The organism is Paraburkholderia sp. BL9I2N2 (assembly GCF_004339745.1).
Lineage (GTDB): Bacteria > Pseudomonadota > Gammaproteobacteria > Burkholderiales > Burkholderiaceae > Paraburkholderia.
The window spans coordinates 1753539-1772394 of the sequence record NZ_SMGP01000001.1; the positions used below are offsets into that span (position 1 = coordinate 1753539).

Sequence of the window (18856 nt, forward strand, 5' to 3'; positions counted from 1 at the left end):
ACGGTGGTGATGAGTCGGCAGCGTTTAGTCAACCTGCTCGACGGAAAGGGAAGGTGACATTGCGGCTGCTGATGGCTCGACCGGGGCATGCGCATACGTGCATTGAAAAGTGAGCGCCACGATGGGTGGTGCGCTCGCGTCGACGACGTCGATTTCAATGCGCGTGATGGGCCATTTCGACGAAAATGCGTCGAGCCACAACGCGGACAGGCGAGGCAGCACGTGTTGTTCGATGAAGCCGATCAGTACACGAGCCCCGGTTTCGTCGACAAGACATCTGCCGACGATGTAGTCGACCACTTGCTGGTTGTAGGCAAGCGCAATGTCATGGACGCGGGCCATGCGCATGACCACGCGGTCCAGATGCAAGCGCACGATGCGCGCAAGCGATTCACCGGCAAGCGGCCGGTACGGCACCACGGTGACGCGGCCGAGAAATGCCGCGGGAAATGCCTTGAGCAACTCGTGTGTGAGGGCTTCGCGCAGCCCGTCGGCGTCGGGCGAGAGCGGTGCATCGGCACACAGGCTTGTCGTCAGTTCCGAGCCGGCGTTGCTGGTGAGCAGAATCGTCGTGTTGCGGAAATCGATGTAGCGGCCGTCACCATCCTCCATGTAGCCTTTGTCGAAGACCTGGAAGAACATTTCGTGCACGTCGCGATGGGCCTTCTCGATTTCGTCGAGCAAAACCACCGAATAGGGGCGGCGCCGAACGGCCTCAGTGAGCACGCCTCCCTCGCCGTAACCGACATATCCGGGCGGAGCGCCTTTCAGTCCGGAAACGGTATGAGCCTCCTGATATTCGCTCATATTGACGGTGATCAGGTTCTGCTCGCCGCCGTAGAGCGCTTCGGCCAGTGCGAGCGCCGTCTCGGTTTTGCCCACGCCGGAGGGCCCCGCGAGCAGGAATACGCCGAGCGGCTTCTTCGGGTCCGTTAGCCCGGCGCGTGCGGTTTGCACCCGCTCGCCGATCTGATGCAGTGCATCGCGCTGGCCGATCACTCGCGCCTCGAGCGTGGCCGGCAGCGACTGCACGGCGGCCACTTCGTCGGTGAGCATGCGGCCGACCGGGATGCCTGTCCAATCCGACACAACTTCGGCGACGATCGCTTCGCTCACCTCCGGAAACACCAGCGGCCCATCGCCCTGCAATTCCGTGAGCGCGCGTTCCAGTTCCTTGAGCGGATGAAGCGGTCTGCGCGTATCCATGCTTCTGTCGGGTTGCGACGCACCGGTATTGGCACCGAGCGCATCACGGGCGGCGAGCAAGGCCTGCGCCGCGAGGAGCTGTGCTTGCCAGCGCGCTTCGATGCTCTGCTCGGCGGCGACGAGTTCATCGATGCGACTCTGGGCCGCCTCCAAGGCGCGGCCGGCATCGAGGCCGATACGCGATTCCGCGGCGAGCAACTCGCTTTCGACGCGAGCTGCCCGCACGCGTTGACGCACGTCCTGCAGCTCTCGCGGGGGCGCATGCTGGGAAAGTGCGACACGCGCGCAGGCGGTGTCGAGGAGACTGATTGCCTTGTCCGGCAACTGACGGGAAGGGATATACCGATGCGACAGGGTCACGGCCGCGCGGATCGCCTGGTCACGCACGACCACGCCGTGATGCCGCGAGAACGTTTCCGCAAGTCCGCGCACCATGTCGATCGCCGCCAGTTCTTCCGGCTCCGGCACTTGCAGAACCTGGAAACGCCGCGTCAGCGCGGGATCCTTTTCAATGTGCCGTTTGTACTCCGCCCAGGTCGTCGCGCCGATCGTGCGAATCGCGCCGCGCGCGAGCGCAGGCTTGAGCAGATTGGCGGCGTCGCCGGTGCCGGCCTGGCCGCCCGCACCGATCAGCGTGTGGATTTCGTCGACGAACAGGATCACGGGGACCGTTGATTTCAGCGCCGCCTCCAGCACGCCTCGCAGACGCGCTTCGAATTCCCCCTTCATGCTTGCGCCTGCGAGCAGTGCGCCCACGTCGAGATTCAGCAAGCGCACGCCCACCAGCTTGGGCGGCACGTCGCCCGCGGCGATGGCGCACGCCAGCCCCTCGACAACGGCGGTCTTGCCGACGCCCGCCTCGCCGGTCAGCAAGGGATTGTTTTGCCGGCGGCGCAGCAGCACGTCGATCATGGTGCGAATTTCCAGCTCGCGCCCGACGACCGGGTCGATTTCACCGTTGTGTGCGCGCGCTGTCAGGTCCGTGCAGAACTGTTCGAGCGGCGAGCCCTTTGATACCGCGGAAAGGGCATGCGAGGCTTCACCGGGCACCGCTGGCGAGAAATCGCTGTTGTCGTAAGGTGCGTCAGCGGCTTCGGGCGACCCGTCGATGTATGCAAGAACAGCGTCGTCCAGACCTTCGACAGGTATCTTGCCGAACGCCGGCGAGATGGACAGCAGCACACGCCGCAGCTCAGGCGTCTGTACGAGTGCGGCGACGAGCCACGCGCTACGGATACTTCGGTCGTCGAAACTAAGTGTTGCAAGCACCCACGCGCGTTCGATTGCCAATTCGACGTAATGCGAGAAGTCACTGATCGAACTGGCACCCGCGGGCAGTGCGGCCAGCGCACGCGCCAGATCGCGATCTAGCGTTGCGTGATCGATGCCACAGTGCCGCGCGATCCGATGCAGGTCCGAATCAGGCTGCTGCAGCAGTTGATGGAGCCAATGCACAAGCTCGATATACGGATTGCCGCGCAGCTTGCAGAAGGCCGTGGCGGACTCGATGCTTCTGTACAGCGTGGTTCCAAGCTTGCCGAAAAGCGCCTGACGCGAAATCGCCATGTGGTTTCTCTGAATCGTTGTTCTTGGTTTTGTGCTTTCGACTATTGCCGGACAACGTAATTTCTAATCAGCCCAACGACTATTCAATTTAGTCTGGTCGAATCAAGGTTGTATTCCGAATTTCCCGATATTCTTTGGAATAAGCAAATCGTCTTGACTGTATTAAACACATGGCTTGGATGATTCGTCAATTGACTATTGCCTATAAAACTTGCAACTTATCTAGATTGGGAAATTTCTATTCAATGTTCGGAAAGTTCTTCATGGTGAGTATGTTGGCATTGGTGTTGTGTCTACATGTCATTGTTTTTATGGAATAAAAATATATCTCTATATTGCATTTAAATGTTGGTGAGTGTTGTGAGGTTGGGAGGTGTCTAACGTCGATCAAGGTTTTTCGCCGATTGGTGTTTGTCTCAAAAATAAGATCGGTTATCGGAGTAAAATTCATTCGATGGGTAATGGACTAATGCCCGCGAGTTGTGGTTAAAATGCGATCTCTCGCCATTGAGGAAAGGCACGGGAATCGCATGTGGATAAACAGGCTTATCAGGCGCGACGCCATGGCGCCGACGCGCATTGAACCGGGCGCGGCCGAAACGGAATGCGGACTGCGGGAAGACATGCGCCTCGCACGTGAGGCCGTCGACGATCCACTACGTGCCTGTGAAGACGATGCCGATGACCGCATCGACGAAGACTTGCGTGGCAGTAACGCCATATTCGGACTGATCGGCGGCGCCCTGGCCTCTGAAAATGGCGAATCGCGGCGCGAACGAGACGAGGCAGGTAATGGCGCCGACGATCTGATCGAGACGCTGCATGAGCAGTATCGTCGCGTGCTTGTTGATCCGCAGGCGTCGCTTACCGAAGGGTGGGGAGCACAGCCGGCGTTATCGGCGGGACTGCACCCGGCTTTGCACTACGAGTCATCGGTGGTTGCCCAGGCGCCGCACAGCGGGTCGATCGAGGCACTCCTGTCCGGCGCGCGCTTCATGGAAGACGTCTTCGGCCCGCTGGCGGCGGCCCATGAAGCTGACCTGGCGGCATCGGAGCCGGTCCCGGAAATCCTGGGTCTTTTTGCGCCGGAGGAATACCTCGCCGCGGCAGCGCGGCGCGTCCGCGCGTTGCCGCCTGCGCTTGCGCGGCGCGAGCACCATACGTTGGGTCTTGACAGCCCATTGCCGGCCTCTCATTCATTGACACACGAAGACGCTCGATGACCGCGCAGCTATCCCGCATCAACCCGACGACCGATCACGGCATGCCGCTCGATGAGCGCATCGCGGCTGCTGAAATGCAGATTCGCACGCTCCCCGCAGCAGCCGAATTTCGCTGGGCGCTGTTCCAGTTGCTATGCGTGACCGGTCATTGGGAGCGCGCAATCGGTCAGCTCCAGGTGTTTGCGCAACTTTGTCCCGTGCAGACTCAGGCCGTTCAGGTGTATCGCGATCTGATTCGCGCCGAGCTCTGGCGCGCGAAAGTCATCGCGGGTCGCGAGCGTCCCGGGTTCGTCTTCCACGCGCCGTCATGGGTCGAGGGGCTCATCGAGGCGTTGCGTCTGAGCGCTGCCGGTCAGATCGACGCCGCCGATCAGGCGCGCTATGCGGCGCTCGATCGCGCGCCGCTCGTCGCGGGTCAAGCGCCGCATTTCGCGTTCGACTGGATCGGCGACAGCGATTCGCGCTTCGGACCAGTCTGCGAAGTGGTGACGGCAGGACGCTACCGGTGGTTGCCGTTTTCAGATCTTGCCGCGTGGAAGGTCGAGCGTCCCGCCACGCTCCTTGATCTCGTCTGGGCACCGTGCACGTGGACGCTGCTCGACGGCACCACGGTGTGCGGCTTCGCGCCGGCGCGTTACCCCGGCGCGGAAGATGTGCAGGGGGACAGCGGCGAGCGTGATGCCATCCGACTAGGACGCAAGACGGTGTGGCGGGAATCGGGGGCGACCGGCGTGATCGCCCATGGCCGAAAAACGTGGACAACCAGTGCCGGCGACTTGAGTGTCTTCGAGCTTGCTGGTTGCGAATTCAGTAACGGCGCGAGCAAGCGCGGATCGAATCAGCAGGGCGGCTCAAATGAACAGGCTTAAGCCGGCGTCGAAGCCGATGCGCGGCGACGCGCGGTCGGTTCGTGATGGCGGCACCACGCCTCGGCGTGCGAATGCGCACCTGCTGCCGACCTTGCTCGATCGTCTGCGTGACGATGCCCCGCAGAGGCAGACAGAAGCGCCCAATGAATACGCGGTGACCCGTGCACAGATGCGCGACATCGTGCAGCGCGACCTGGCGTTCCTGCTCAACACGACCAGCATCGAGGACCTGATCGATCGCAAGCGACATCCGCACGCGGCTTCGTCAACCGTGAATTTCGGTGTGCCGGCGCTGGCGGGCGCCTTCACGGCAACGCGCAAGTGGGAAGACATCGAGAAGATCATCCGGACCGCGATTAGCGAGTTCGAGCCGCGGCTGATCTCCGATTCGCTCAGCATTGCGCCGCTCGCGGGAGTCGATGCCGACGTTCACTACAACGTGCTGGCATTCGAGATCCGCTGCATGATCCGCATGGATCCTTATCCGCTCGAATTCATGGTGCAGAGTTCGCTCGATCTGGAAACGAGCCAGTTGAACGTCACCGGCATGCGCGCGGGCTGAGCACAGCCCTCCGTTGCGCAAGAGAAGCTTAAAGAACAACGAGAAAACACCGATGGATCCGCGACTGCTCGACTACTACAACCAGGAATTGATTTACATGCGCGAGCTCGCCGGCGAGTTCGCGCAGGCTCATCCGAAGATTGCGCGGCGGCTCGGGATGCAGGCGGGTGAGGTGGCGGACCCATATGTCGAACGTCTGATCGAATCGTTCTGCTTCATGGCGGCACGCATGCAGATCAAGCTGGATGCCGAGTTTCCGCGTTTCACCGGGCGGCTGCTCGAAGTCATCTACCCCAACTACGTTGCTCCCACGCCTTCGATGGCCGTCGCGCGCCTGTACCCGAGCCCCGTCGAAGGCAATCTTGCCGAAGGTTTCCGCGTTGCACGCGGCACCGCCTTCAAGTCCCGCGTACCTGATGGAGAGCAGACGCCCTGTCAGTTCCGCAGCAGCCAGGACGTGATGCTCTATCCGCTGGAGATTGCCGAAGCAAGGTTGACCGGCATTCCGCCCGACATTGCCTCGCTCGGCCGCTACGTGCCACCGAACGTGCAGGTACGCGGCGCGCTGCGCCTGAAGTTGCGTACGACTAATGCAGCATCCATGGCCGATCTGCGAGGGCTGGACAGATTGCCTGTGTACCTGGCGGGTGACGAACAGGTTGCTTCACACCTGTTCGAGCTGATCCACGCGGCGGGCGTCGCAACGATAACCGGCGTGCCGGGTCAGTTCGGCACAGCCGGCCGGCCGCTGTCCGTGGTGAGCTCCGACGCGGTGGTTCACGAGGGGCTGCGGCACGACGAGGGCCTGCTGCCGCTCACGTGGTCGAAATTTCACGGACACAACCTGTTGCATGAATACTTCGCGTGCCCGAGTCGCTTCTATTTCTTTACGCTAACCGGTCTCAAGGAGGGCCTGCGCCGCGTCAACGGCCCGGAAGCGGAAATTGTCCTGCTACTCGACCAGTCACCCGACCGGCTCGCGAGCCTCGTCGACGCGTCGCGCTTTGCGCTGTTCTGCACGCCGGTCATCAACCTGTTCCGTAAGCACACCGACCAGATCGAACTGTCGGAAGGCGACACCGAGTTCCGCATCGTGCCGGCGCGGCTTCATCCACTCGACTATGAGGTGTTTGCCGTTGAAAAGCTGTCCGGGCAGGTCACGACGACGTCCGCCGAGCGCGAATTCCGGCCGCTGTTTCAAACGTTGAACAACGACGAAGGAAATTACGGACGGTATTTCTCGACGCGCCGCGAGCGCCGGCTGATTTCGGACTCGGCGCGCCGCTACGGTACACGAACACCGTACATCGGCACGGAGATGTTTGTGTCGCTGGTCGATCAGCATGAGGCGCCCTACAGCGAGGAAATCCGCTACCTGTCGGTCGATGCGTGGGTTACCAACCGCGATCTGCCAAACCTTGTGCCGCGTGACGGCGTCAACGATCTTGCGGTAGCCGACGCCGATGCGGTGGCGAGCACCGGCTTGATTCGCGCCCCCAGTGTGCCGAGAGCGCCCTACGCGGAGCGCGAGATGGCCTGGCGGCTGATCCGTCAACTGAACTTCAACTATTTGCCCCTTGACGATCTCGATCACCGCGAGGGCGGGCAGGGCCTGCGTGACCTGTTGCGACTGTTCCTGGCAGCCGACGACACCGAGCACCGACGTCAGGTCGAAAGCCTCGTCGGCGTGAAGACACGGCCGGTGGCGAGGAAACTTCCGGGTGGTGGCCCGCTGGTGTTCGGACGTGGCATCGAGTGCGCGCTGACCGTCGACGAAACCGGCTTCTCGGGCACCAGCCCCTATCTGTTCGGCCTGATTCTCGAGCACTATCTGACGCGACACGTGTCGGTCAACAGCTTCACGCAGACCGAACTGCATTCGATGCAGCGCGGCCGCGTGGCGAACTGGCCCGTGCGCATGGGCACGCGTGGGATCGTCTGATGGACCGGGCCCTGCTGAAGGCGATCGTGCGCGATGCAGCGCTTTCGCCGGAGTTGATCGAACGCCTGCGGGCCGAGCCGTGGCGCTACGGCTTCCTGACGCTGCTGCGTCGCATCGGCGCCGATCCGCGAATCGATCCGGTCGGCACGGCGCAACGCCCGCAGGCGGAACCGTTTCGTCTCGGGCAGCAGCCGAGCCTGACCTTCGCCCCGCGCGAAATTGCGAGCGTCGGGCAAGCGAACGGAAGACTGAAAGTGCGCCTCTTCAGTCTGGGGATGCTCGGGCCGAACGGGCCGCTGCCGATCCACGTAACGGAGATTGCGCGCGAACGTGAGGAGAGCCGACGCGATACCACATTGGTCAATTTCCTCGACATCTTCCACCACCGCTACCTGACGCTGCTGTACCGCGCATGGGCGTCCGCCCAGGCCGCGGCGGGACTCGATCGACCCGGCAACGAGCGATTCTCGTTCTACGTTGCGAGCCTTACCGGCCAGGATGTCCGCGAGATCGATCACGGGCCGCTGCCTGCGCATGCGCGCCTGTCGGCCGCGCCGCATCTCGTGCGCGAGGCGCGCAATCCGGATGGCCTGCGCGCCACGCTTGCGCACTACTTCGGCGTGCCAGTGGCCATCGAGGAATTTGCATTTCACTGGTTCGACGTGGATCCGAGCGAACACAGCCGTCTCGGCTGGCCTGGCTCGCCGTCGACCATGTGCGACGGCGCGACGCTCGGTGAACAGATACCCGATCGTCAGCACAAATTCCGCATTGTCGTCGGGCCGGTCGACCTCGACGAATACCTGCGCTTTACCCCGCAGGGTGCGGATTTGCCGCGACTGATTGAATGGGTCAGGACGTTCGTCGGCAATGAGTTCAACTGGGAACTGGAACTGCGCATCCGGCCGCAGAGTGCGCCGCCTGCTGTCATGGGCGGCCCGCAGCAGCTCGGATGGTCCGGGTGGCTGGGACGTTCAGCGTCTGAAGAGCGGATTACCGGTATGCGTTTCGAGCCGGAACGCTATGTAAAGGAATTCAAGCGCGATGCCGTGGATGTGGCGCAGCCGCGCGGGTGATGAAGGTAGACGATGAGCAATAACAGAAAACAGGCGCCGCAGAAATCCGCGCCGGCCAAGGGGCCAGCGCTTCACGACTGGATGATGCCGGTGGATGACAGCGCTCCTTGCGGGGCCGACCTCGAATACGATCCGGAATTCGTGGTGCTTTCGGCGAAAGTGGCCACAAGGATTGAGGCACAGTACGGCGACTTCGTGGGTTCTCCGGACCCGGTCAACTGGAGCGATGTCGATCGCGACTGCCGGCGCCTGATGATGCGCAGCAAGGACATGCGCCTCGCGGTCCTCTTTACGCGGTGCCGCACGCGCCTTGCGGGTGCCGCAGGCCTTGCCGAAGGCACCGGATTGCTCGCTGCATGGCTGGCTGCGTTTCCCGACGGGATTCACCCGCAACCGGGCGTCGACACAGATCGTGATGCCGCGCTGGAAATTCGCATGAATGCGTTGCAGACCTTGGCCGATACAGACGGTCTGCTATCGGACGTGCGCGAGATCGCGCTGACGAAGTCGACGGCGGCACGCCTGCAGGTGCGCGACGTTGAACGCGCCTTTGCTCAACCGCGTCCGAGCGATGCGCTTGCGCCCGAGTCGGTGACGCGGCAACTCGATGATCTACGCGTGCAACAACCAGCGGCTCTGGCGGGATTCGATGACGCGCTGGCGAGCGTCGCCTCGATCGACGCGTGGAGCCGCGAACACCTGAATCTCTACGCCGCGGACTTGTCAGCGCTTACCCGGTTGCTGCGGCATCTGAGCGCCGGGGAAGCGCGATCGGAAAGCGCTCACCCGGCGATCGTCGCGGCCGACGCGCAGGCTATGGACGAAGTCACGAATGCCGCGTCGGGCGATTCGTTACCCGCGAACGAAGAGAGAACAGCATCGCCTGTCGCTGCCGCCGTCAATTGTCGCTTGGACGCGACACCGCCGGATCGTCAAGCCGCGCTCGAACTGGTCCGGGCAGCTCGTCAGTGGTTCGAGCAGCATGAGCCGAGCAGTCCCATTCCAGTGCTGCTGCGGCGCGCGGAACGGTTCGTCGGCAAACGCTATGCGGAGGTGGTCCTGGCGATTCCGGCCGAGTTGCTCGTGCAATGGGACAACGAAACATGACGTGCGCTGGTGAGAAACACAACCGAAAGATGCCTTGCATCAGCCCGATCAGTGACGGCAAAAGCGAACCCCCATCCATGCGCAACCGCCGCTTCCAGCATCTTTGGAATGTAGATCGTTTATGAACAAGCATGCGCATGTCCATCGTCAGGTTAAGCACGGCAAGCAGGGTTGGGTGGCAAGAGATCCGTTGATCGTGCCGATCGCGTCGCGAGACGCGTTGCGCAAAGTGATAAAGCTCGAAGGCATTTCACCGACCGAATTCAGTGACCTGCTCTGGATCACGGCGCAGGAATCGGCGGGGGTGGTGAATGCTCACAACCCGGCGTCGACGGAGCGGGGTCTGTTCGAGTTGCTGCGTGCCCAGTATGGCCTCAATCCGAATGGCGAAAACGCCCGTGGAATACAACCAGTTGCGCGCTTTAGTGGCCATTGCCCAGCACGGCAGCATCCGCGCCGCGGCCAAGACGGTGTGCCTGTCCCAGCCCGCGTTGACCAAGGCGATCCGCGAACTCGACCAGGAATTGGGCGTGCCGCTCGTGACACGCAGCGCGCGCGGCGCGCAACTCGACAGTTTCGTCGAAGCTGTCACCTCAGGCGCCGCTTTTTCAATTCGACACCGATCGTGCGGACGTCGCATGAGCAGTCCACGTGCCGCGATCATGCATCAATGCGATGCCGCACGTTTGATGCGATGGAAGTTACGGTCGAAGTAGATCAAGCCATCGCCATCGCGTCGTACGCTAATGCGTGTGGTCTTCACGAACATCACCGAGTGCGAGCCGACTTCCTTCAGGTCGACGATCTCGCCTTGCAGACTCGCCAGCGCGTCGCGCAAGACCGGCACGCCGTGCGTGCCTTCGTCCCAGATGGGCCAGCCAAAGCGTTCTTCCATCGGCACCTGGGTCATGCCCGCGAAGTGGCGCGCGAGCAGTTCGTGCTCGCCAGGCAGCACGTTGATGCAAACATGCCGGTTGCTTTGGAAGGTCGCGTGCATGGCGCTCGACCGGTTCAGGCAGACGAGCAACGTAGGCGGCGTATCGGTGACCGAGCACACGGCGCTCGCGGTGACGCCGCATCGTCCATGCGGGCCCGCTGTCGTGATCACGTTGACGGCGGCGCTGAGGTGCGCCATGGCTTGACGGAATTGCTGTTTCGCGTCCATGTGAGCTTCGGCGTCGGGAGTCGCGTGTTGGGTCGGCGTCATCGTTCGGGTTCCTGGGCTGATCTCGTGTGATTGGATTCAAGCGTAAGCAATCCCCGCGGAAAATAAAATCCGCGCGAGCGGTAGCCGGGCAGCCGTGTTTCCCAGTCCGTCTAAAGCTTTCCCCAATGCATCGCCGAATGTTGGGCTGATAGGCAAAACAAAGCGCCATTTCAGGGTAACTATCGCTTTGCAGCGCTTTTTCCGCTGGTTATGATGGGCCAGTAATACGCTTCGAATCGCATCTAAAACTACCCCCATGCCCCAGCCTTCGCAGTCCGCCACACCCCTCGCACCGATCGTGTACATCGTCGACGACGACAGCGGCATGCGCACGTCGCTTGCGTGGCTGCTCGAATCGGTTGGCGTGAAGTCGGCGGGTTTTCCGAATGCCGGTGAGTTTCTCGGCGCGTTCGATCCGGACGTGCCTGCCTGTCTCGTGCTCGACGTGCGCATGCCCGAGCAAAGCGGCTTCGACGTGCAAGCGGAATTGAATCGTCGCGGCGCCACGTTGCCGATCATTTTCGTCAGCGGCCACGGCGATATTCCGATGTCGGTGCGCGCGTTGCAAAACGGCGCGATCGATTTCGTCGAGAAACCGTATAACTCGCAGCAGATGCTCGACCGCGTGCAAAGTGCGCTGAAGCTCGCCGCTCAACGTCACGTGGCCGCCCAGAAGCAGCGCGAGTTGCGCAAGCGGATCGAGTCGCTGACCGCGCGTGAAAAAGAGGTATTGCGCGGCGTGATCGACGGCAAGGGCAGCAAGCGCATTGCCAGCGATCTGTCGATCAGCGTGAAGACCGTCGACGTGCATCGCGCGAGCATCAAGGACAAACTCGGCGCGGCCTCGATCGCGATGCTGGTGCGCGAGGTGATGGCGGTGTGGGATCAGGATGCGGACACAGGCGGCATGCAGCGTTGAAGCATGCCGCGCTGGTGTGCACGCCCATCGGCTTAGCGCATGAACAGGCCGCCGTTCACATCCCAGCACGCGCCGTTCGCGAAGTAAGCATTTTCCGCGGCGAGCATCACGGCTACGTCGGCGACATAGTCCGCTGAGCCTAGACGTCCGGCTGGAATGTTCGCGATCACTGCCTTCAGTTTGTCGGGGGCCACGCTTTCATGCACGATCGGCAGATCCATCGGTCCAGGCGAAATGGCGTTGACGGTCACGCCCGCAGCGCCGAGATCGCGCGCGAAGACCTTGGTGAGCGTGATCACACCGCCTTTCGCGGCCGCATAATGCGCGCCGGTTGCCGAGCCACCGTTCTGTCCCGCGAGCGACGCGATGTTGACGATACGGCCCGTGCCCGCGTCGGCGAAATGCTGGCCGAACACCTGACAGCCGAACAGCACGCTGCGCAAGTTCACGTTGATCACCTGATCGAATTGTTCCGCGGTAATGTCCATCACGGACACGACTTTCGAGGCGCCTGCGTTGTTGACCAACGCGTCGACGCGGCCCCAGCGCTGCAGGATCGCGTCGCGCGCTGCGATGAACGCGGCTTTCGCGGTCACGTCGAGATTCAGCGCGAAAGCCATGGAACCGTCGGCGCTCAGATCGCGCGCGAGAGCTTGCGCGGCATCGAACGCGATATCGCCGATGGCGACCGCGTAACCCGCCGCATGAAAGCGCGTCGCGATCGCGGCACCCAGGCCGCGCGCCGCGCCGGTGACTAGAACGACTCTTTTCTGCATTGCATCCACTCCACTTCGCTTCACTTCGAGAAATCGGCCGCCGTTCGAACGGCCCGAGGCATGGCTCAAGCGATTCAAGCGGCGAGGGCGGCCTCGAAACGCGCCGCGATCGCGCACACCTGCTCGTCCTGACCCTTGCGTCCGACGATCTGCAGACCTGCCTTGAGCGGCGAACCGCCGATCGGCAGCGGCAAACTCAATGCGGGATGGCCACTCAGATTGAACGGCCGGATCAGCGACGACATCGCGATCACCGACTTGCCGCCGCGTGCTTCGTCGAGTGTGATCGGCAGGGCGGGCAGCGTGGGGAGAATCAGCACGTCGACATTGCTTAAAGCGTGATCGACTTCCGCGGTGAAGTCGCGGCGCACCTGTTCGGCCGCATCGAGTTGCGCGGCGGTGGTGTTGGCCGCGGCGCGCAGGCGCGCGTCGAGATCCGCGCCGAGCTTGCCACTGGCGACCAGATGACCGAACGCGCGCGAAGTCTCGACATTGATGACCGCGACGCCCGCGTCGAACGCGGCGGCGAGGCCGGCGAGCGGCAGCGCGTGCGCGGTGCAGCCGGCTTGATCGGCGGCGCGTGTCACAGCTTCGAGGATCTCGGGCGCGGCGTCGGCCTGCACGATGCCGACTTTGCACGCGCCTTGCCACGCGTGCGCGGCGTTCGCATCGAAGTTAGCGGCGATGGCCTGCATCGCGGCAACGAGCATGCGCATGTCACGTGCAAACGGTCCAACGCAATCGAGCGTGGACTCTCGCGGCGCCACGCCGAGTCGCGACACGCGCCCGAAGGTGGGCTTCAAACCGATCACGCCGCAACATGCGGCGGGGCCGCGAATCGAGCCGCCGGTGTCGGTGCCGAGCGCGGCGTCGGCGAGCTTCAGTCCGACTGCCGCCGCCGATCCGCTCGACGATCCGCCCGGAATGCGCGCCGCGTCCTGCGGATTCTGCGGCGTGCCGGTGTAGTCGTTGATGCCGGTCATGCCGAACGCCAGCTCATGCATGTTCGCTTTGCCGACGATGTGCCAGCCGGCCGCGAGCAATCGTTCGACGACTTCGGCATGCTTTTGCGCGGGCGGCGTGTCGGCCAGTGCGCGGCTCGCGGCGATGGTGGCGTAACCGGCGATGTCGATCGTGTCCTTGATCGCGATGCTCGGGCCGGTGCCGCCTAACGACAGCGTCTGGATAAACTCGTTCATGGGTGCGGTTTCCTTGCATTGACTTGCCACGGCGCGTCGAACAGGCGCTCCGTGCGAAAGTGCGTGATGAGCCAGTCGCGGCCGTTGCCGGCAGGCGCGAAATCCACTTCCAGGCGCGCCGAGATCAGTTCGGCTTGCGCATCGACATAGCCAGACGCTTGCAGCATGATCCAGCGGCCTTTCGCGCTCGCGCCTTGCACGTCGATAGTTTCCGACGTGAGGAAGTGCACGTTCACCGAGAAATGCGGCGAGGGCGGCAGGTAGCGCGTGAGCATCGCGAGAATTTCAGCGTGGCCCGTCAGGCGGCCGAACTTGTTCGCGTACTGTGGGCCGATGCCTTCCCAGATCGCGTCGGTGGAGAACAGCGCCGCGAGCGTCTCGTCTTCGAGCGCGCCGGACGGCACGTCGCATAGCGCCATATAGCGCGCCATCGTGCGGCGCACGGCCGATTCGGCTTCGAGCGCGGCGAGCCGTTCGGTCAATATGGCAAGCGTATCCTGGTTCGCCTTCATTGCGGCACGCTCAAGCGGCGTTGGCATGTTGCGGCGGCACTTGCAGCGCACGTCCGACACGCGCTTCGATCTTGCCATAGCGCCACAGGTTGTACTCGCCCACCGGCGTGGTGCGATACAGATTGCACACGGCTACGGTGGTGTCGAAATCGCGCACGTCGGCCATGATATAGAAGGTCCAAGGCGAGTTGTCGGCATGGCCTACCGTGAGGCGGTCGTCGTCCATGATGCCGAGCACCTTGACGCCTTCCATCGCTTCGATCGCGGCCAGCATCTTGCCGTAAGCCTGCCAGACTTCGCCGATCTGTTCGCGCGGCAAGTCGAAGAAATTCTGCGTGACGCCGCAGCAGAACAGAACACGCAGCGGCAGCGTTGAAGTATCGGACATGAGGTGTTGTTCCTTGCAATCGCAGTTATGTTGTGGATTGTGATCGATCAGAAAATGGCTTACAGGTAGCCCGGAATCGGCGGCACGCCCACGAACACCGCGCCGGCGCCGTCGTAGTTGCCTTCGCCGAGAAACGCGTGCTGCGTTACGACCATCGAGTCGCGCAACAGGCGCTGCAACGGATGCGAGCGATAAATCGCCATCGTGCCGCCGAGCCGGTAAGCGCGCTGCACGACATCGGCGCCTTCGCGGGCGATCTGCGTCGCCGAGAGGCGCAGCAGGCTCACCTGGTCGGCGGTGACGGGATTGCCGGCGAGGATCGATTGCCACACTTCATTGGTCGTGTCGTAGAAAAATGCACGAGCCGAGCGCAGTTGTGCCTCCGCTTTCGCGAGTTCGATGCGGTAGTAAGCGCGGTCGGCGAGTTGCGGCGCGCCGGTCGTGGTCTTGCGACCGCCGGCCATGTGGTTGGCGACGTCGAGCGCGGCGCGCGCGAGGCCGAGGTTGACCACGGCGAGCACTTGCGCGGCGTAGGCGATAGTCGGGTAGCGATACAGCGGCTCGTCCACGCAGGGTTCGCCGCCGCGTACGAAGGTCCAATCGTCGGCGACGAACTGGTCGGAGACGCGCAGATCGTGGCTGCCGGTGCCCTGCATCCCGACCACGTCCCAGTTTTCGACGATCTCCACCTGATGCGGACGGAACACGGCCGTACGCGGTTTGCCGCCGGTGCAAGGGGCGCCGGCGCCGATGCCCACGCCGAGCCAGTCCGCGCCTTTGCAGCCGCTCGCGAACTTCCACGTGCCGTTCACACGCCAGCCGCCTTCCGCGGGCTGCGCCGGTTGCACCGGAAAGAGACCGCCCGCGAACACCTGATCGGGGCCGTCGGCGTAGATTTCCGCCTGGGTGTGCAGCGGTAGCGCCGCCAGGTAGACATTGGCCGAGCCGAAGCTCGCGACCCACGCCGCTGAGCCATCCGCTACCGCGATGCGCTCGATCATGTCGAGAAACGCGGCGGGCGCGAGCGCGTCGCCGCCGAAACGTCGCGGCGTGGCAGCGCGATAGACGCCCGCGCGCTTGAGCTTGGCGATCACGTCGCGCGGCACATGCGAGAGACGGTCGAACTCGTCGCGGCGCGCGGCGATCTCGGCGATCACTTCGTCGAGCGTCAAACGGGCGGCATTCGATGGGCTCGATTGATCGGCAGCAACGGCGGTGGCGGTGTCGGACATGATGGGGTTTCTCCTTGATTCGTTATTGGCTCGAACTCGCGGCGCGTTGGTGCTCGACATGACGCGCCGTGCAGGTTCAGACCAGTCTAGAAATGCAAAAAGAACGCTTCAATTGGGACGCGGGCCTCAGTTTTAGGTAACGCTCCGGGTTCATCTAAAGAAATCTTCAGACGCGCAATGCGCGCACTGGTGTTATGTTTCTGCCCATACGTGATCGAACCTGTGTGCCGTACCACCCGATGAATTTCCCCGCCGAAGAAGACTTCCACCGCCTGCTCGACGCGCTCACGCTGTGCGTGCTGCTGCACGACGCCGACACCAAGGCGATCGTGTGGGCCAATCGCGCGGCCTGCGAGGCGCTCGGCTTTACGCTCGCCGAATTGTTGCCGCTCAAGGCGAAGGACATGACGCGTCCGGTGCCGAAGTACCGCCGCGAGATCGGCGTCGGCGCGATGGATCGTTCGATCACCGAAGGCCCGCAGGTGTACGAGTGGTGTTACCGCTCGCGCACCGGTGCCGACATGTTGTCCGAAGCGATCGCCACTTACGTGCCACTGCGTGAGCGCGCGGTGGTGATGGTGCAGTTCCGCGATATCAGCGCCGAAGACACACTCAAGCAAACGCTGCGCCGCTACGAATCGCGGCTGCGCGAATTCATGCAGGATCTCGGCGAAGGCGTCGCGGTGCTGACGCCCACGGGCGAAGTGGAGTTCGTCAGCGAGTCCGGCCGGCGCGTGCTCGGCCTGGAAGAGGGCGCGCCGATGGGGGACGTGCTCGACTATTGCAGTGAGCCAGACCGCAGGCGTCTGCTCGACCAGCTTGCCGACGCACCGCGGATTCAACCGTCGGCGCCGCAGCGTTACCGCATCACGCGTCGCGACGGTACGGCGGGCTGGCTGCGCATTACGTGCCGGCGTATCGAGATCGAAAACGACCTGAATGGGCGGCTGCTGCACTTTCGCGACGTGACGGACGAAGTCGCCGTCGAAGAAGCGCGGCGCAACGAAGCGCGTTTGCTCGAATATGCGGGGCGTTACAACGCGATGGGGGAAATGGCGACAGCGATCGCCCATGAACTGAGCCAGCCGCTTGCTGCCGTGCGCAACTTTATCGAAGGCGCGATCCGGCGGCTCGCGCAACCCGCTTCGATCGACGACGCCGTGTGGGGCCTGCGCAGCGCCGATCGTCAGGCGGAACATGCGGCGTTGATTATCAAGAGCGTGCGCGATTACATCGTCAAGCGCGAGCCGAGCGAGACTCATGCGGACCTGCGCGAGGTGCTTGCGGATGTGGCGTACTTCATCGAACTGCGTGCTCGCGAGGCGAGTGTGACGCTCAAGATCGAGCAGGCGCCGGAGCCGCTGCCTGTCTATGTCGAGCGCGTGTTGATCGGGCAGGTGGTGTTGAATCTGGCCTTCAACGCGATCGAAGCGCTTGGAGAAGGGGTCAACGAAGGCGCGGCAGCGCGGCGTCGGGAGCTTCGCCTCGTCACGCACCTGCGCGGCAAGTACGCGATCGCCCAGGTGATCGATAACGGCCCAGGCGTTCCCGCCGATGCACACGGCCGGCTCTTCGACGGCTTCTCTTCGTCGAAAGCGGGCGGAAATGGCATCGGGCTTTCGCTGTGCAAGAACATCGTCACGCGGCACGGCGGCGAGATCTGGGCGAAACCGGCGCAGCAAGGCGGGCTCGAATGCAGCTTCTCGCTTCCTCTCGTCGCCGCGCCGCCCGGCTGATCGCAGCTCAATCATGCGTGGTGCTGGTGTTGCGGGGAATCGTCACGAGCGTGAGCGCGGTGATCACGCCGAAGCCGATCAGCATCAGCGCGACCGGCCACGGCGCGCGCACTTTCGCATACAACGCGGTGGCGACGAGCGGCGCGAGTCCGCCGGAAAAGACCGAAGCGATTTCGTGACCGAGTGCCATGCCCGAATAACGCACTTCCGTGGGAAACAGTTCGCCCATCAATGCGGGTTGCGTGCCGATCATCGCCGCGTGGCAGAACGGCAGTCCGAGCACGAGCGACAGGAACACGAGCATCGGCTGATGCGTGTCGATCAGCCAGAACGCGGGAAACGCGATCACCACCAGGCCGAGCGCGCCGATCATATACACCGGCCGCCGCCCGATCACATCCGACAGACGCCCCCACAACACGATGGTCACGAGTTCGAGCAGCATGGCGAACATCACGCCGCCGAGCATCACCGAGACCGGCACGCCGATCGTCTTGCCGTACACCAGCACGAACGAAAGAAAGATATACGTCCCGCCGTTTTCGGCGACGCGCAGCCCCATCGCCTGCAAGACCTGCTTCGGATGATTGCGCAGCACCGTCAGCACCGGCATATGCTTCGGTTTGGCGGCCGTGAAGTCACGGCTTTCCGGCAAGCGCCGGCGAATGTACACGCCGACGCCGAAGATCAGCACGCTGGCAAGAAACGGCACGCGCCAGCCCCACGACATGAAGCTTTCGACCGGCAAGCGCTGCACCAGATAGAACGCGGCCGCCGACAACACGAAGCCACCCGCCACGCCCAACTGGCTGAACGCCGCATAGTAGCCGCGACGATTGGCCGGCGCGCTCTCGCTGATCAGCAGCACGCCGCCGCCCCATTCGCCGCCGGATGCGATGCCTTGCACGACCCGCAGACACACGAGCGCGGCAGGCGCGAGAAAGCCGACTTGCGAGAATGTGGGCAACAGGCCGATGCCGAAGGTCGCCACGCCCATCATCATCAGCGTGATGACGAGCGCGCGTTTGCGGCCGTGCCGGTCGCCGATATGGCCGAATACGATGCCGCCCAGCGGGCGCGCGAGGAAACCGATTGCAAAGCCCGCGAATGCGGCGAGCGTGCCCAGCAGCGGGTCGCCATGCACCGGGAAGAACAGCGGTCCGAAGATCAGTGCGGCGGCGGTGCCGTATAGAAAAAAGTCGTACCACTCTAGCGCGTTGCCGAGCACGGAGGCGACGATGATCCGCCGCAATGTTCGCGAGGTGGCCGGTGCCGCGGATGCAGGAGGCGCTCCGGCCGTGGGAGAAAACGTGTCGTTTTGCATCGTCGTGCTCGC

17 protein-coding genes are annotated in these 18856 nt (G+C 63.3%); 9 read left to right on the forward strand and 8 right to left on the reverse strand.

Features of this window, described 5'->3' with window-relative positions; genetic code table 11:
• Positions 1-24: 24 nt before the first annotated feature.
• Positions 25-2772 (reverse strand): type VI secretion system ATPase TssH, encoded by a 2748-nt coding sequence (gene tssH, locus B0G74_RS08230; RefSeq protein ID WP_132374338.1) that lies wholly within the window; start codon positions 2770-2772, stop codon positions 25-27.
• A gap of 563 nt (positions 2773-3335) precedes the next feature.
• Between tssH and B0G74_RS08235 the strand changes: the two genes are divergently transcribed.
• The 7 genes from B0G74_RS08235 (at position 3336) to B0G74_RS46530 (ending at position 10267) form a co-directional block, all read left to right on the forward strand.
• Entirely contained in the window at positions 3336-3995 is a 660-nt protein-coding gene (locus B0G74_RS08235) for a TagK domain-containing protein (protein WP_243658143.1), read from the forward strand.
• Complete coding sequence (locus B0G74_RS08240; protein ID WP_132374340.1) at positions 3992-4864, forward strand: type VI secretion system accessory protein TagJ; 873 nt, start codon at positions 3992-3994, stop codon at positions 4862-4864. Before B0G74_RS08235 ends, B0G74_RS08240 begins: the two co-directional genes overlap by 4 nt.
• Positions 4865-4880: 16 nt before the next feature.
• Complete coding sequence (tssE, locus tag B0G74_RS08245; protein ID WP_243658256.1) at positions 4881-5426, forward strand: type VI secretion system baseplate subunit TssE; 546 nt, start codon at positions 4881-4883, stop codon at positions 5424-5426.
• A 52-nt stretch (positions 5427-5478) separates the two neighbouring features.
• A complete protein-coding gene (tssF, locus tag B0G74_RS08250; RefSeq protein ID WP_132374342.1) occupies positions 5479-7368 on the forward strand; it encodes a type VI secretion system baseplate subunit TssF in 1890 nt (629 codons plus the stop codon).
• Positions 7368-8444, forward strand: coding sequence for a type VI secretion system baseplate subunit TssG (gene tssG, locus B0G74_RS08255; RefSeq protein WP_165923835.1), 1077 nt, complete (start codon positions 7368-7370; stop codon positions 8442-8444). Before tssF ends, tssG begins: the two co-directional genes overlap by 1 nt.
• Positions 8445-8456: 12 nt before the next feature.
• On the forward strand, positions 8457-9551 hold the full coding sequence (locus B0G74_RS08260) for a type VI secretion system ImpA family N-terminal domain-containing protein (RefSeq protein ID WP_132374343.1): 1095 nt from the start codon (positions 8457-8459) through the stop codon (positions 9549-9551).
• 383 nt (positions 9552-9934) lie between these two features.
• Positions 9935-10267 carry a LysR family transcriptional regulator gene (locus B0G74_RS46530; RefSeq protein WP_243658144.1) on the forward strand — a complete coding sequence of 111 codons (333 nt, stop codon included), beginning with the start codon at positions 9935-9937 and terminating at the stop codon, positions 10265-10267.
• Here the strand turns inward: B0G74_RS46530 and hpaC are convergent.
• Positions 10219-10758, reverse strand: a complete 540-nt coding sequence (hpaC, locus tag B0G74_RS08270; RefSeq protein ID WP_132374344.1) for a 4-hydroxyphenylacetate 3-monooxygenase, reductase component — start codon at positions 10756-10758, stop codon at positions 10219-10221. The genes B0G74_RS46530 and hpaC overlap by 49 nt on opposite strands.
• 256 nt (positions 10759-11014) lie before the next feature.
• Between hpaC and B0G74_RS08275 the strand changes: the two genes are divergently transcribed.
• The gene (locus tag B0G74_RS08275) at positions 11015-11677 is read left to right on the forward strand and encodes a response regulator (RefSeq protein ID WP_132374345.1); all 663 of its coding nucleotides are present in this window, start codon (positions 11015-11017) and stop codon (positions 11675-11677) included.
• A gap of 32 nt (positions 11678-11709) precedes the next feature.
• Here the strand turns inward: B0G74_RS08275 and B0G74_RS08280 are convergent, their stop codons facing one another.
• The 5 genes from B0G74_RS08280 to B0G74_RS08300 all read right to left on the reverse strand — a co-directional run bounded on the left by B0G74_RS08280 (position 11710) and on the right by B0G74_RS08300 (position 15784).
• A complete protein-coding gene (locus tag B0G74_RS08280) occupies positions 11710-12453 on the reverse strand; it encodes an SDR family oxidoreductase (protein WP_132374346.1) in 744 nt (247 codons plus the stop codon).
• A 74-nt stretch (positions 12454-12527) separates the two neighbouring features.
• Positions 12528-13652, reverse strand: a complete 1125-nt coding sequence (locus B0G74_RS08285) for an amidase (RefSeq protein ID WP_132374347.1) — start codon at positions 13650-13652, stop codon at positions 12528-12530.
• The gene (locus tag B0G74_RS08290) at positions 13649-14164 is read right to left on the reverse strand and encodes a nuclear transport factor 2 family protein (protein WP_132374348.1); all 516 of its coding nucleotides are present in this window, start codon (positions 14162-14164) and stop codon (positions 13649-13651) included. Before B0G74_RS08290 ends, B0G74_RS08285 begins: the two co-directional genes overlap by 4 nt.
• 10 nt (positions 14165-14174) lie before the next feature.
• A complete protein-coding gene (locus B0G74_RS08295; protein ID WP_132374349.1) occupies positions 14175-14552 on the reverse strand; it encodes a hypothetical protein in 378 nt (125 codons plus the stop codon).
• A gap of 59 nt (positions 14553-14611) precedes the next feature.
• Positions 14612-15784 carry an acyl-CoA dehydrogenase family protein gene (locus tag B0G74_RS08300; protein ID WP_132374350.1) on the reverse strand — a complete coding sequence of 391 codons (1173 nt, stop codon included), beginning with the start codon at positions 15782-15784 and terminating at the stop codon, positions 14612-14614.
• Between the two features lie 239 nt (positions 15785-16023).
• On the opposite strand from B0G74_RS08300, the gene B0G74_RS08305 reads away from it, so the two are divergent.
• Positions 16024-17520 carry an ATP-binding protein gene (locus B0G74_RS08305; RefSeq protein ID WP_132374351.1) on the forward strand — a complete coding sequence of 499 codons (1497 nt, stop codon included), beginning with the start codon at positions 16024-16026 and terminating at the stop codon, positions 17518-17520.
• A 7-nt stretch (positions 17521-17527) separates the two neighbouring features.
• On the opposite strand, the gene B0G74_RS08310 is transcribed toward B0G74_RS08305, so the two are convergent.
• Complete coding sequence (locus B0G74_RS08310) at positions 17528-18844, reverse strand: MFS transporter (RefSeq protein WP_132374352.1); 1317 nt, start codon at positions 18842-18844, stop codon at positions 17528-17530.
• Positions 18845-18856 lie beyond the last annotated feature (12 nt).

Coding starts and splice junctions, on each gene's coding strand:
- tssH (WP_132374338.1), bottom strand. CDS start 2,772: ATGGCGATTTCGCGTCAGGCGCTTTTCGGCAAGCTTGGAACCACGCTG.
- B0G74_RS08295 (WP_132374349.1), bottom strand. CDS start 14,552: ATGTCCGATACTTCAACGCTGCCGCTGCGTGTTCTGTTCTGCTGCGGC.
- B0G74_RS08275 (WP_132374345.1), top strand. CDS start 11,015: ATGCCCCAGCCTTCGCAGTCCGCCACACCCCTCGCACCGATCGTGTAC.
- tssG (WP_165923835.1), top strand. CDS start 7,368: ATGGACCGGGCCCTGCTGAAGGCGATCGTGCGCGATGCAGCGCTTTCG.
- B0G74_RS08300 (WP_132374350.1), bottom strand. CDS start 15,784: ATGTCCGACACCGCCACCGCCGTTGCTGCCGATCAATCGAGCCCATCG.
- hpaC (WP_132374344.1), bottom strand. CDS start 10,758: ATGACGCCGACCCAACACGCGACTCCCGACGCCGAAGCTCACATGGAC.
- B0G74_RS08260 (WP_132374343.1), top strand. CDS start 8,457: ATGAGCAATAACAGAAAACAGGCGCCGCAGAAATCCGCGCCGGCCAAG.
- tssE (WP_243658256.1), top strand. CDS start 4,881: ATGCGCGGCGACGCGCGGTCGGTTCGTGATGGCGGCACCACGCCTCGG.
- B0G74_RS08290 (WP_132374348.1), bottom strand. CDS start 14,164: ATGAAGGCGAACCAGGATACGCTTGCCATATTGACCGAACGGCTCGCC.
- B0G74_RS46530 (WP_243658144.1), top strand. CDS start 9,935: ATGGCGAAAACGCCCGTGGAATACAACCAGTTGCGCGCTTTAGTGGCC.
- B0G74_RS08310 (WP_132374352.1), bottom strand. CDS start 18,844: ATGCAAAACGACACGTTTTCTCCCACGGCCGGAGCGCCTCCTGCATCC.
- B0G74_RS08240 (WP_132374340.1), top strand. CDS start 3,992: ATGACCGCGCAGCTATCCCGCATCAACCCGACGACCGATCACGGCATG.
- tssF (WP_132374342.1), top strand. CDS start 5,479: ATGGATCCGCGACTGCTCGACTACTACAACCAGGAATTGATTTACATG.
- B0G74_RS08235 (WP_243658143.1), top strand. CDS start 3,336: ATGGCGCCGACGCGCATTGAACCGGGCGCGGCCGAAACGGAATGCGGA.
- B0G74_RS08305 (WP_132374351.1), top strand. CDS start 16,024: ATGAATTTCCCCGCCGAAGAAGACTTCCACCGCCTGCTCGACGCGCTC.
- B0G74_RS08280 (WP_132374346.1), bottom strand. CDS start 12,453: ATGCAGAAAAGAGTCGTTCTAGTCACCGGCGCGGCGCGCGGCCTGGGT.
- B0G74_RS08285 (WP_132374347.1), bottom strand. CDS start 13,652: ATGAACGAGTTTATCCAGACGCTGTCGTTAGGCGGCACCGGCCCGAGC.